This window comes from Pseudomonas sp. DCB_BI, assembly GCF_026240995.1.
Classification (GTDB): Bacteria; Pseudomonadota; Gammaproteobacteria; order Pseudomonadales; family Pseudomonadaceae; genus Aquipseudomonas.
This window is the reverse complement of the sequence record NZ_JAPFCG010000009.1, coordinates 131,268-144,480: the sequence shown is the minus strand read 5'-3', so window position 1 is coordinate 144,480 and position 13,213 is coordinate 131,268. Positions and strand designations below refer to the sequence as shown.

Below are 13,213 nucleotides of genomic sequence, written 5' to 3'. Positions count from 1 at the left end.
CTCAGGCTGTCGCGGCGTTGTAGAACATCTCGCTGCTGCGCTGCTCGACCAGCGCCTGCTCGATGGCAGCCTGGTGCACTTCATCGGCGTGCTCTTCACGCGCTTCGGGCTTGATGCCCAGGCGTGCGAACAGCTGCATGTCCTTGTCGGCCTGCGGGTTGGCAGTGGTCAACAGTTTTTCGCCGTAGAAGATCGAGTTGGCGCCAGCCATGAAGGCCAGGGCCTGCATCTGCTCGTTCATCTGCTCGCGGCCGGCGGACAGGCGCACGTGCGACTTGGGCATCAACAGGCGGGCCACTGCCAGCATGCGGATGAAGTCGAACGGGTCGACATCTTCTTCCTCGGCCAGCGGCGTACCGGCCACCTTGACCAGCATGTTGATCGGCACCGACTCTGGGTGCTCGGGCAGGTTGGCCAGCTGGATCAGCAGGCCCGCGCGGTCGTCCAGCGACTCGCCCATGCCAAGGATGCCGCCGGAGCAGATCTTCATCCCTGCGTCACGCACATAGGCCAGGGTCTGCAGGCGCTCGCTGTAGGTGCGGGTGGTGATGATGCTGCCGTAGAACTCTGGCGAGGTGTCGAGGTTGTGGTTGTAGTAGTCCAGGCCGGCCTGGGCCAGGGCCTTGGTCTGCTCCTCATCGAGCTTGCCGAGGGTCATGCAGGTTTCCAGGCCCATGGCCTTCACGCCTTTGACCATCTCCAGCACGTAGGGCATGTCCTTGGCCGACGGGTGCTTCCACGCCGCGCCCATGCAGAAGCGGGTAGAGCCGATGGCTTTGGCGCGGGCGGCTTCTTCCAGCACCTTCTGCACTTCCATCAGCTTTTGCTTTTCCAGCCCGGTGTTGTAGTGGCCGGACTGCGGACAATATTTGCAATCTTCCGGGCAGGCGCCGGTCTTGATCGACAGCAGGGTCGAAACCTGCACGCGGTTCGGGTCGAAATGCGCGCGGTGCACGGTCTGCGCCTGGAACAGCAGGTCGTTGAAGGGTTGCTGGAACAGCGCCTTGACCTCGGCCAGGGACCAGTCGTGACGTATTGTTGCAGTTGTGCTGGCGCTCATCGGCGTTTCCTTGTTTAGGCTGAAGCTGGCGCCGGGACAGGTAAGCCCGCCAGCGCATCACGGATAGCTCGCATAGTCAGGGAAGGCCCATGAACTGTCAACCGTACTTGAAAAGGCTGGTTTACAAGTGGTCACTTATTAATCAGATGTGTCTGCTTTGTGATGTACCTGCCGGGCAGCACTACCCACTGTGCATGGCCTGCGAACAAGAACTGCCCTGGCTGGGTGACCAATGCCGTTATTGCGCCCTGCCCCTGCCCATGGCGGACCTGGCCTGTGCCCAGTGCTGTCGCCGCTTGCCGGCATTCGAACAGGTCATTGCGCTGTGGCATTTCGGCTTTCCGGTGGACACATTGATCAGCCGTTTCAAGCACAACCGGCAGTGGCCTGTGGGGCGGTTGCTGGCCGAGTTGTTGGGGCACGGGCTGCTGCACCGCTTTGCTGAGGGCCTCCCACGCCCCGACCTGCTGTTGCCTGTACCCTTGGCCAGGCGTCGACTACGCGAGCGGGGGTTCAACCAGGCGGGGATGCTTGGGCGCTGGTTGTCATCGCAGCTGGGGCTACCTTGCGACGATCGGTTGTTGCTGCGCACGCGCGAGACGCCAGCGCAGCAATGGCTGGATGCCAAGGCACGACGGCGCAATTTGCGCCAGGCGTTCACGGTCGCCGGTGACGTGACGGGCAAACATGTCGCCATCATCGATGATGTGTTGACCACCGGTGCCACCGCGCAGGCGATTGCCCAGGTGCTGCGCGAGGCCGGGGCGCACAAGGTCGATGTGTATTGCCTGGCACGAACGCCCAAGCCGGGGTATGTATGACTCGACGGCCCCTGTGGGACCGACCTCAGGATTTTGCGAGACAGCTGTGGCTGCGCAATTCACACTTGGCTACCCCTTACATCGACTGACTCCCTATGCCCCTACCCACCCTCCTCACCCAGCACATCGCCCGCCGCCCACAGCGCATCGCGCTGCTGCAGCACGTTGCCGAGCAAGGCTCGATCACCCGCGCCGCCAAGGCTGCTGGCATCAGCTACAAAGCGGCCTGGGATGCCATCGATGAGCTCAACAACCTGGCCAGCCAGCCCTTGGTCGAGCGCAGCACCGGTGGCCGCGGCGGTGGCGGCGCGCGCCTGTCTGCAGAAGGTGAGCGCGTTCTGCGCCTGTATCAGAGGCTGCAGGCCCTGCAGGCGCAAATGCTCGACGCCGCTGAAGAATCCAGCGACCTCGACCTGCTCGGGCGCCTCATGCTGCGCACCAGTGCGCGTAACCAACTGCAGGGACAGGTCAGCGGTTTGCGCCGAGAAGGCCGCTATGACCGCGTGAGCCTGGCCTTGGGTGGCGGGCTGGAGATCGAGGCGCTGATCACCCACGACAGCACCGCGCGGCTTGAGCTGACACTGGGAACGATGGTGGTGGCCCTGCTCAAGGCGGGGTGGGTGCGGTTGCTGGCAGAGGGGGAAGAGGCAGAAGCGGGAAGCAACTGCCTGCGGGCGACAGTGGAGGAAGTATTGGCTGAGGTCGATGAACCCAGTGAAGTCAGGTTGGCGCTTGGCAATGGGCAGACGCTGTGTGCCATGGCCGAGGCTGATTGGCTGGCTGGGCAGCAGGTGAGGGTGCAATTCCATCCCTCTTATGTGTTGATAGGGATACCTGCGTAACCGGGGCTCGCCCGCGAGGAGGCCGGCCCAGGTATAACGCGGTACCATGGCCTCCAGCCGCTTACCCCCGGAGTTCCCATGTCCCACCCCTTCGACACCCTCACCCCCGACCTGGTCCTGGACGCCGTGGAAAGCATTGGCTTTCTCAGCGATGCCCGGGTGCTGGCACTGAACAGCTACGAGAACCGCGTCTATCAGGTGGGCATCGAAGACGCCCAGCCGTTGATTGCCAAGTTCTACCGCCCAGGCCGCTGGAGCGATGCGGCGATACTCGAAGAACACAGCTTTACCGCCGAACTGGCCGACTGTGAAGTGCCGGTGGTTGCGCCCCTGCAGCACGATGGCCGCACATTGTTCGAACACCAGGGCTTCCGCTTCACCCTGTTCCCTCGCCGCGGCGGGCATGCCCCAGAGCCGGGTAACCTCGACCAGCTCTACCGCCTGGGCCAGCTGCTTGGCCGCCTGCATGCCGTGGGCGCCAGCAAACCCTTCGAGCACCGCGAAGCGCTGGCTGTGGACAACTTCGGCCATGCCTCGCTGAAAACCCTGCTGGAGGGCGATTTTGTCCCGCGCGAACTGCTCCCGGCGTTCCAATCCGTGGCTCGCGACTTGCTCAAACGCGTCGAGGATATCTACAGCCGTACCCCGCACCAGCTCATCCGCCTGCACGGCGATCTGCACCCTGGCAACCTGATGCACCGGGACGAGGTGTATCACGTGGTCGACCTCGACGACTGCCGGATGGGCCCGGCGGTGCAGGACCTGTGGATGATGTTGGCCGGTAACCGCGAAGAGCGGCTGGGGCAACTGGCCGAACTGATCGACGGCTACAACGAGTTTCACGATTTCGACCCGCGCGAGCTGGCCCTGATCGAACCGCTGCGTGCCTTGCGCCAACTGCACTACAGCGCCTGGCTGGCACGCCGCTGGGATGATCCGGCGTTCCCGCGCAGCTTCCCCTGGTTCGGCCAGCCACGTTATTGGGGCGATCAGATTCTGGCCCTGCGCGAACAAATGGCGGCACTGGATGAAGCACCGCTGAAATTGTTCTAGAAGCGTACCCGCCTCTGTCTACAATAGGCGTCGCTTTATTTAGCTACCTAAGCAAGGATTCTGCATGCACGCCGCAAACCCGCGTCGCGGGTACATTCTGGGCCTGAGCGCCTACATCATCTGGGGCATGTTCCCCCTCTACTTCAAGGCAATACAGAGCGTCCCGGCGGTAGAGATCATCGTCCACCGGGTGCTCTGGTCGGCGCTGTTCGGCTCGCTACTGCTGCTGGTGTGGAAACACCCCGGCTGGTGGCGGGAACTGCGTGAAAACCCGCGCCGGCTGGGCATCCTGGCCCTGAGCGGGGCGCTAATCGCCGGTAACTGGCTGACCTACGTGTGGTCGGTGAACAACGGCCGCATGCTCGAAGCCAGCCTGGGTTACTACATCAACCCGCTGATCAACGTGCTGCTGGGCATGCTGATTCTTGGCGAACGCCTGCGCCGCCTGCAATGGCTGGCGGTGAGCATGGCCGGCATCGGCGTGGCCCAGCAGGTATGGCAGGTGGGGAGCCTGCCGTGGGTATCGCTGGCGCTGGCGCTGAGCTTCGGCTTCTACGGGCTGATCCGCAAGCAGGCGCCGGTGGCTGCGCTGCCCGGCTTGGTGGTGGAAACCTGGATGTTGGTGCCGCTGGCGCTCGGCTGGCTATTGCTGCACCCGGCGGCGATGAGTGCCCAAGGCGCGTTCTACACCAGCAGCGAGGCCTTGTGGCTGATGGCAGCGGGGCCGGTAACTCTGGTGCCGCTGGTGTGCTTCAACGCAGCAGCGCGGCACCTGCCATACACCACGTTGGGCTTCCTGCAATACCTGGCGCCGACCCTGGTGCTGCTGCAAGCAGTGCTACTGTTCGATGAACATCTGTCGTCGAGCACACTGGTGGCGTTCATGTTCATCTGGGCGGGCCTGGCGATTTACAGCGTCGATGCGTGGCTGAGTTTGCGCAAGCGTAGCTGATCAAAAAACAATCAAAACTCTGCAGGCCCTGTAGTCCGTGGCCTGCAGAGACATCTCCAAAGGTTATCCACACCCTCGTCCCCGTAGTTTGTGCACAAGCTGCTGATTTCTGGATGTTTTTTGATCAAAGCCGTGGAAGGCACGCCGTTATTGGCCTGGAGAGGTACACCCCCAGGTTATCCACAGGGCCTTCCCCGTGATATCGGGATAACCGCAGGGGGCCGCTTCGGCAATCCCTGATCAATCCTCCGCCCGCAGCTTCAACTCCACCATCAAGTCATCCGCCAGGCTCTCCAGCCGCTGCTGCAGTTCATCCAGCGGCAATGTCAACGGCAGCGCCAGCAATGCGTCGGCGTGAAACAACGGCTCACTGCTCATCGGCGCCGGCCGCACTTCTGTGGAAAACCGCTCGACGTTTACCTGCAGCTCGGCCAGCAAGCGGGTAATGTCCCGCACGATCCCCGGCCGATCATTACCCACCAGCTCCATGGCAATCGGCTTCCAGGTGCACGATGGCTCGATCCCGCTCTCGGCAATCAGCACGCGTATGTCATACCTGGCCAGCCCCTGCAGCGAGGCCACGAGTTCGGCGTAATTCTCTGCCGGCACCGCCACCCGCAGGATGCCAGCAAACTGGCCGGCCATGCGCGACATGCGGCTTTCCAGCCAGTTGCCACTGTGGTCGGCGATGCACTGGGCAATGCGTTCGACCTGGCCGGCCTTGTCAGGGGCAATCACAGTTAGTACAAGATGATCCACAAGCCCTTCCTCGTGTCGGACCGCGCCGGGCGGCAGATAATCGGGGGATCCGCTCAGTATAGGCAAGGCGCGGCAACCTGCCGCAGGGCAATCCGCACAGCCAATCGTGTACTGTTTCAAGATTTATCTGGAACAATCCACCAGTTTTTTGCGAACATACCCATTCCCAGCGTGACCATACGCGACCAACGGGTCGCATAACGGCGCTTTTAGTCTGATTTTGCCCCGCCTACTGCTTCATGTAGTATCCCGTGGCGCGGACTACAAAACGTCGTTTGGATGTCTGCCAAGGCGCCTGTGAAAATACGCACACTGCCTGCCAGCCCGTCTGGCAGGCTGCACCCAGCCGCGCTCGGGCTCACCCCCGGGAGCAAGCACTGGTACGTGTTTAGAGAAGCGCTACAGGCTTAATACAGAAGAGCGAAATAGCTGAGCAGAGTGAGGCAAGCAATGACTGGATACGTTCAAGTCGGTGGCCTTCAGGTCGCCAAGGTCCTGTACGACTTCGTGAACAACGAAGCCATCCCCGGGACCGGCATCGTCGCCGAGCAGTTCTGGGCGGGTGCAGAGAAGATCATCAATGACCTCGCTCCAAAGAACAAAGCCCTGCTCGCCAAGCGCGACGAGCTGCAAGCCAAGATCGACGCCTACCATCAGGCACGTAAAGGCCAGGCCCACGACGCCGTAGCCTACAAAGCATTCCTCCAGGAAATCGGCTACCTGCTGCCACAAGCCGACGATTTCCAGGCCACCACCCAGAACGTGGACGAAGAAATCGCCCACATGGCCGGCCCACAGCTGGTTGTTCCGGTGATGAACGCCCGTTTCGCCCTGAACGCCGCCAACGCCCGTTGGGGTTCGCTGTACGACGCGTTGTATGGCACCGACGCCATCAGCGATGAAGGTGGCGCCGAGAAAGGCCAGGGTTACAACAAGCTGCGTGGCGACAAAGTCATCGCCTTCGCCCGCGCCTTCCTTGATGAAGCCGCGCCATTGGCTGCCGGCTCGCATGTCGACTCTACCGCCTACCGCATTGAAGGCGGCAAGCTGGTGGTCACCCTGAAGGGCGGCAGCAACAGTGGCCTGCGTGATGACGCACAGCTGATTGGCTTCCACGGCGACGCCGCGGCACCGACTGCCGTGCTGCTCAAGCACAACGGCCTGCATTTCGAAATCCAGGTCGACGCCAGCACCCCGGTCGGCAGCACCGACGCGGCCGGCGTCAAAGACATCCTGATGGAGTCGGCGCTGACCACCATCATGGACTGCGAAGACTCCGTTGCCGCCGTCGACGCCGACGACAAGGTCATCGTCTACCGCAACTGGCTGGGCCTGATGAAAGGCGACCTGGCCGAAAGCGTGAGCAAGGGTGGCAAGACCTTCACCCGTACCATGAACCCGGACCGCGAGTACGCCGCACCCAACGGTGGCAGCGTAACCCTGCACGGCCGTTCGCTGCTGTTCGTGCGTAACGTTGGCCACCTGATGACCAACCCGGCGATTCTGGATGCCCAAGGCAACGAGATCCCAGAAGGCATCCAGGACGGCCTCTTCACCAACCTGATCGCCCTGCACAACCTCAACGGCAACACCAGCCGCAAGAACACCCGCAGCGGCAGCGTATACATCGTCAAGCCGAAGATGCACGGTCCTGAAGAGGTGGCATTCGCCGCCGAGATCTTCAGCCAGGTCGAAGACCTGCTGGGTATGCCGCGCAACACCGTCAAGGTCGGCATCATGGACGAGGAACGCCGTACCACGGTCAACCTCAAGTCCTGCATCAAGGCAGCTGCCGAGCGCGTGGCGTTCATCAACACCGGCTTCCTCGACCGCACCGGCGACGAGATCCACACCTCGATGGAAGCCGGCGCCGTGGTGCGCAAGGGCGCCATGAAGAACGAGAAGTGGATCGGCGCGTACGAGAACAACAACGTCGACGTAGGCCTGGCCACCGGCCTGCAGGGCCGTGCCCAGATCGGCAAAGGCATGTGGGCCATGCCGGACCTGATGGCCGCCATGCTCGAGCAGAAGATCGCCCACCCGCTGGCCGGCGCCAACACCGCCTGGGTACCGTCGCCGACTGCCGCCACGCTGCATGCCCTGCACTACCACAAGGTTGACGTGCAGGCACGCCAGCGTGAACTGGCCTCGCGTACCCCGGCTTCGGTAGACGACATCCTGGCCATCCCGCTGGCTGCCGACACCAACTGGTCGGACGAAGAGATCCGCAATGAGCTGGACAACAACGCCCAGGGCATCCTCGGCTACGTGGTTCGCTGGATCGACCAGGGTGTGGGTTGCTCGAAGGTGCCGGACATCAACAACGTCGGCCTGATGGAAGACCGCGCCACCCTGCGTATTTCGGCCCAGCTGCTGGCCAACTGGCTGCGCCACGGCGTGGTCAGCCAGGAGCAGGTGCTGGAAAGCCTCAAGCGCATGGCCGTGGTGGTTGACCAGCAGAACGCTGGTGACGCCCTGTACCGCCCGATGGCGCCGAACTTCGACGACAACGTCGCGTTCCAGGCGGCTGTGGAGCTGGTGGTGGAAGGTGGCAAGCAGCCGAACGGTTATACCGAGCCGGTACTGCACCGCCGTCGCCGCGAGTTCAAGGCGCGTAACGGGTTGTAAGTAGCATCTGCGCCAGGGGGCCGTTTTGCGGCCCCCACTGCGCATCAGTCGATTTTAAGTTCTTTCTTCACCAACTCCAGCAGCTTGCCCAGGTCCACCGGCTTGAGCAGGAAATCCACCACCCCCAGATGCATCACATCCACGGCCTCTTTCACATCGGTGTCGCCCGACACCACGATGATCGATAACGCCGCCCTTTCCGATTCGCGAATCCAACGAATCAGGTCAAGACCGTCGACCGGCTGCATGCGCAAGTCCGTGATCATCAACCCGATACGTTGCTGATAATGCAGGTACAACCTGGCCTCCTCGGCACCGTCCGCACCCACGCAATCGATCCCCCGGCTTTTCAGGTAAAGGATCAACGCCTCACGGTTGACCGCGTTGTCATCCACCACCAGCACCAGTGGCTTGGGTGCCACAGGCGCACTGACCACGGCCAACGCCTCGCGCTCGGCATCGCTCAGTATGTCGGTTTGCTCAGGCATGCTCATCTCGTCAAAAAAATTCCGCTTCAGCCTTAGGACCACATTACTCGCGTAACCCGTTTCGCCTTTCGTCGGGTCTTTGACAGAGGCGCTCATAGACTTACGTCCAATGGGCACCACTTCGCTGCAAGCCGACCATGGAGGCAGAGAACAACATGGCCGGCACCTATATATAGATATATATAGTTCGGCATAGCGATACGGTCAGTTTCATGAGCAAAAATGACGCCTACAGCCAGGCAGGCAGGACGGCAGTGCTGCAGAACATCCAGGGCACGCTGCAGTTTCTGCAGCGCTTTCCGCCGTTCAACCAAATGGAACACAGCCACCTGGCCTACCTGGTCGAGCAGTGCCAGCTGCGCTTCTATGCTTGCGGCGAAAGCATCGTCAAGCCCGCCGACGGCCCGGTCGAGCACTTCTACATCGTCAAGCAAGGGCGGGTAGTTGGCGAGCGCCAGCACCTGGTCAAACCCGGGGTCGAGACCACCTTCGAAATCACCAGCGGCGAATGCTTCCCCTTGGCCGCGCTGTTGGGCGAGCGGGCAACCCGCACCGAGCACCTGGCCGGGGAAGACACCTTTTGCCTGCAACTGAACAAGGCGGCATTCATCCGCGTCTTCTCGATGTCGGAAGTGTTTCGGGATTTTGCCCTGCGCGGGGTCAGCAGCCTCCTTGACCAGGTCAACCAGCAGGTGCGCCAACGTGCGGTAGAAACCCTTGGCACCCAGTATTCGCTGAACACACCGCTGGGTGAACTGGCCATGCGTCACCCGGTAGTGTGCAGCGCCGATACGCCATTGCGCGAAGCCGTGCGGCTGATGCACGAGCAACAGGTCGGCAGCATCGTGGTAGTCGACCCGCAGCGCTACCCCATCGGCATTTTCACCCTGCGTGACCTTCGCCAGGTGGTGGCTGCGGCCGATGCCGACCTGGGCGCGCCGATCGAGCGGCACATGACCGCTAAACCGTTCTATCTGAGCCCCCAGGCCAGCGCCTTCGATGCCGCCATGGCCATGACCGAGAGGCATATCGCCCACGTGTGCCTGGTGGACAACCGCCGCCTGTGCGGGGTGGTTTCCGAACGCGACCTGTTCTCCCTGCAACGGGTCGACCTGGTGCACCTGGCGCGCACCATCCGCCATGCGCCACGCCTGGACAGCCTGGTTTCGCTACGCGGAGAGATCAGCCAACTGGTAGAGCGCATGCTCGCCCACGGCGCATCGTCGACGCAGATCACCCAGATCATCACCCTGCTCAACGACCACACCGTATGCCGAGTCATCGAGCTGGCCCTTGCGGAGCGTGGCGACCCAGGTGTGCCATTCAGCTGGCTGTGCTTTGGTAGCGAGGGGCGCCGCGAACAGACCCTGCACACCGACCAGGACAACGGCATCCTCTTCGAAGCCGAAGATAAAACCGAGGCTGACGCCATCCGCGCCCGCCTGCTGCCACTGGCGCAATACATCAACCAGTGCCTGGCCCAGTGCGGCTTCACCCTGTGCATGGGCAATGTCATGGCCGGCAACCCGGAGCTATGCCTGTCGCGCAAAGAGTGGGCGCGTCGGTTTGCCGGTTTTGTCCGCGAAGCCAGCCCGGAGAATCTGCTGGGCTCGAGCATCTACTTCGACCTGCGCGTGGTATGGGGCGACGATCAGGGTTGCGAGCAACTGCGCCAGGGCCTGCTGGCACAGGTAGCCGACAACCGCATCTTCCAACGCATGATGGCCGAGAACGCGCTGCGCCAGCGCCCGCCGGTGGGCCGCCTGCGCGAGTTCGTGCTGACCCGCCAAGGCAACGACAAGGCGGCCACCCTCGACCTCAAGGTCCAAGGGCTGACGCCCTTCGTCGACGGCGCCCGTTTGCTGGCCCTGGCCAATGGTATCGGCGCCTGCAATACCCTGGAGCGTTTGCGCCAGCTGGTGGCCAAGGGGGTGATCGAACCACTGGACGGCGCCGCTTATGAAGAGGCCTACCACTTCATCCAGCAGACCCGCATGCAGCAGCACCAACGCCAGACCCGCGACAACCTGCCGTACTCCAACCGGCTCGACCCAGACAGCCTCAATCACCTGGACCGGCGCATCCTGCGCGAGTCGCTGCGCCAGGCCCAGCGCCTGCAAAGCAGCCTGGCCTTGCGGTACCAGCTATGAGCCTGTTCGCCTGGCTGCGCCCCAGCGCACCCGAACTGGACCACGCCACGCGCCAGCGCCTGGCCAAGTTGCCCAAGCCCGTGCCGCTGGGCGTATGTACCCTGCGCGAACAGCGCTGGGTGGTGCTGGACCTGGAAACCAGCGGGCTCAACCCCAACCGGGACCAAGTGTTGTCGATTGGCGCAGTGGCGATCGAGGATGGCGCCATCGATTTTGCCCAGCAGTTCGAACGTACCCTGCACCGACCTTTACAGAAAACCAACGCCAGCGTGCTGATCCACGGCCTGGGCCCCGGCGCCCTTGCTGCGGGGTGCGACCCGGCCGAGGCCTTGCTGGATTTACTCGATTTCATTGGCAACAGCCCGGTGCTGGCGTTTCACGCGCCATTCGACCAGCGCATGCTCGCCCGCGCGCTAAAAGAGACCCTTGGGCATCGCTTGCAGTCAATGTTCCTCGACGTTGCCGAACTGGCACCGATGCTCAACCCGGACACGGTGCTGCGGGAGGCGGGGCTGGATGACTGGGTGGCTCGCTTTGGTCTGCAGGTAGAAGAGCGTCACCATGCCAGCGCCGATGCCCAGGTGACCGCAGAGCTGGCGCTGATCCTGTTCAGCCAGGCCCGGCGCCAGCAGCTGGACAGCCCGTTGCAGCTGGAGCAGCGGTTGCGCGGGTGGCGACGGCGCAAGGTGCAGAGCCACGGTTTGTAGGGCGTGGAAATTGCAGCGCCGGTGGGATCGAGCGCCGCCCGCGCGGCGCTCGATCTCACCGGCGCCACATAACTCAAACCAAACCCCATGATGGCAATCCGATAAGCGTCCATTGCACCCAACCCCTCCCCTCTGCAACAATCGCGAATAATTATCGTTAGTTAATGCATACGTTCCGGGGGGGACGCTGCTTGTCTTCAGCACAGAGCCCACACGCCGATCTGGTCGGTGCGCTGTACCGCGACCACCGCGGCTGGCTACTCGCCTGGCTGCAACGCAGCATGGCCTGCCGCCAACGTGCCGAAGACCTGAGCCAGGACACCTTCGTGCGCCTGCTCGGCCGCGAGCAGCTGGACACGCCGCGCGAACCCCGCGCGTTTCTCGCTGCCGTAGCCAAGGGACTGATGTTCGACCATTTCCGCCGCGCAGCACTGGAGCAGGCCTATTTGGCGGAACTGGCATTGATCCCGGAAGCCGAACACCCTTCGCCAGAAGTGCAGCACCTGATCCTCGAAGACCTCAAGGCCATCGACCGGCTGCTCGGCAAGCTGTCCAGCAAGGCCCGCGCGGCATTCCTGCACAACCGTCTGGACGGCATGGGCCATGCCGAAATCGCCGAGCGCCTGGGCGTTTCGGTATCGCGGGTGCGCCAGTACATCGCCCAAGGCATGCGTCAGTGCTACGTGGCCCTGTATGGGGAGCCGACGTGAGCAACGCACCGGTTTCGTCACGGGTGCTGGAAGCCGCAATCGCCTGGAAACTCAGCCTCGACGAGGCCAGCGGCACCCCTGATGAACGCAACGAATTCATGCGCTGGCATGCGGCCAGCGAGGAACACGCACGCGCTTGGCGCCAGCTCGGCGCCTTGGACCAGCGCGTCGGCGCGGCGGCCGGGCCGGCTCGCCAGGCCCTGCTGCAATCGCGGGTGAGCTTGCGCCGACGCATCGGCAAGTTGGGCGGTGGCTTGGCCAGCATGTTCCTGCTCGGTTCGCTGCTGGCCTGGGTAGGCGCACCGTCGCTGGCACCTGCCTACTGGTTGGCCGACCAGCGGACCGCCACCGGTGAACTGCGCACCCTGCGCCTGGAAGACGGCACCCTGCTGAGCCTGAACACGCACACTGCCGTGGACATCGACTACCAAGGCAACCAGCGGGTCATCGTGCTGCATCAGGGCGAAATCTCGGTCGAAACCGGCCACCTTGACCCACGCCCGCTGCTGGTGCGCACTGACGATGGCCGTCTGCGCCCACTGGGTACGCGCTTTCTGGTGCGGCGGGAAGAGCACGGCACCCGGCTGGAAGTGCTGCAAGCCTCGGTTGCCGCCATGCCGCACAACAGCGGCGACGAACAAGTGCTGAGCGAAGGCCAGCAGGTGCTGATGAACGCCAACGGCCTTGGCCAGATCGGCGCGGTACCAGCCGGTGCCGATGCCTGGACCCGCGGCATGCTGGTGGTGGACAACGTGCGCCTGGGCGACCTGTTGGCGGTGTTGGGCCAGTACCGCAGCGGCTACCTTGGGGTGGACGTCAAGGTCGCGGACCTGCGCGTGACCGGCAGCTTCCCGCTGACCGACACCGACCTGGCGCTGGCCTCGCTGGTACCGGCACTGCCGGTGAAGATCGAGCGGCATACCCAGTGGTGGATCAACGTCGTTCCCAAGTAAACCCGTACCGGCTATAGGGCCGGTACCGACAAAAACCCACTCCGAATAATTCTCACTTTTTTTCAGATTCGCCCTGTCACTTTTCAACTC

Annotated in this window: 12 protein-coding genes; 9 read left to right on the top strand and 3 right to left on the bottom strand. The window is 63.1% G+C overall.

Annotated elements, in window-relative coordinates; translation table 11 throughout:
* Window position 1: 1 nt before the first annotated feature.
* Window positions 2-1,060: a biotin synthase BioB gene (gene bioB / locus OO258_RS12070; protein WP_110745885.1), complete on the bottom strand. Its 1,059-nt coding sequence runs from the start codon at window positions 1,058-1,060 to the stop codon at window positions 2-4.
* An 89-nt stretch (window positions 1,061-1,149) separates the two neighbouring features.
* Here bioB and OO258_RS12065 point away from each other — a divergent pair, with 89 nt between their 5' ends.
* The 4 genes from OO258_RS12065 to rarD all read left to right on the top strand — a co-directional run bounded on the left by OO258_RS12065 (window position 1,150) and on the right by rarD (window position 4,728).
* Window positions 1,150-1,881 carry a ComF family protein gene (locus OO258_RS12065; RefSeq protein WP_266030650.1) on the top strand — a complete coding sequence of 244 codons (732 nt, stop codon included), beginning with the start codon at window positions 1,150-1,152 and terminating at the stop codon, window positions 1,879-1,881.
* A 95-nt stretch (window positions 1,882-1,976) separates the two neighbouring features.
* Window positions 1,977-2,723 (top strand): TOBE domain-containing protein, encoded by a 747-nt coding sequence (locus OO258_RS12060; RefSeq protein WP_266030649.1) that lies wholly within the window; start codon window positions 1,977-1,979, stop codon window positions 2,721-2,723.
* A gap of 78 nt (window positions 2,724-2,801) precedes the next feature.
* Entirely contained in the window at window positions 2,802-3,776 is a 975-nt protein-coding gene (locus OO258_RS12055) for a serine/threonine protein kinase (protein ID WP_110745888.1), read from the top strand.
* Between the two features lie 64 nt (window positions 3,777-3,840).
* Complete coding sequence (gene rarD / locus OO258_RS12050; protein WP_266030645.1) at window positions 3,841-4,728, top strand: EamA family transporter RarD; 888 nt, start codon at window positions 3,841-3,843, stop codon at window positions 4,726-4,728.
* Window positions 4,729-4,968: 240 nt separating this feature from the next.
* Here rarD and OO258_RS12045 read toward each other — a convergent pair whose 3' ends face one another.
* On the bottom strand, window positions 4,969-5,487 hold the full coding sequence (locus tag OO258_RS12045) for a glycine cleavage system protein R (RefSeq protein ID WP_110745890.1): 519 nt from the start codon (window positions 5,485-5,487) through the stop codon (window positions 4,969-4,971).
* A 450-nt stretch (window positions 5,488-5,937) separates the two neighbouring features.
* Here OO258_RS12045 and OO258_RS12040 point away from each other — a divergent pair, with 450 nt between their 5' ends.
* Window positions 5,938-8,115, top strand: a complete 2,178-nt coding sequence (locus tag OO258_RS12040; protein WP_266030644.1) for a malate synthase G — start codon at window positions 5,938-5,940, stop codon at window positions 8,113-8,115.
* A gap of 44 nt (window positions 8,116-8,159) precedes the next feature.
* On the opposite strand, the gene OO258_RS12035 is transcribed toward OO258_RS12040, so the two are convergent.
* Complete coding sequence (locus tag OO258_RS12035) at window positions 8,160-8,699, bottom strand: response regulator (RefSeq protein WP_110745892.1); 540 nt, start codon at window positions 8,697-8,699, stop codon at window positions 8,160-8,162.
* A 116-nt stretch (window positions 8,700-8,815) separates the two neighbouring features.
* Here OO258_RS12035 and OO258_RS12030 point away from each other — a divergent pair, with 116 nt between their 5' ends.
* The 4 genes from OO258_RS12030 to OO258_RS12015 all read left to right on the top strand — a co-directional run bounded on the left by OO258_RS12030 (window position 8,816) and on the right by OO258_RS12015 (window position 13,123).
* Window positions 8,816-10,753, top strand: coding sequence for a putative nucleotidyltransferase substrate binding domain-containing protein (locus OO258_RS12030; protein ID WP_266030641.1), 1,938 nt, complete (start codon window positions 8,816-8,818; stop codon window positions 10,751-10,753).
* A complete protein-coding gene (locus OO258_RS12025) occupies window positions 10,750-11,460 on the top strand; it encodes a PolC-type DNA polymerase III (RefSeq protein ID WP_110745894.1) in 711 nt (236 codons plus the stop codon). Before OO258_RS12030 ends, OO258_RS12025 begins: the two co-directional genes overlap by 4 nt.
* A 191-nt stretch (window positions 11,461-11,651) precedes the next feature.
* Window positions 11,652-12,170, top strand: coding sequence for an RNA polymerase sigma factor (locus OO258_RS12020; RefSeq protein WP_110745895.1), 519 nt, complete (start codon window positions 11,652-11,654; stop codon window positions 12,168-12,170).
* On the top strand, window positions 12,167-13,123 hold the full coding sequence (locus OO258_RS12015; RefSeq protein WP_266030639.1) for a FecR domain-containing protein: 957 nt from the start codon (window positions 12,167-12,169) through the stop codon (window positions 13,121-13,123). Before OO258_RS12020 ends, OO258_RS12015 begins: the two co-directional genes overlap by 4 nt.
* Window positions 13,124-13,213: the final 90 nt, after the last annotated feature.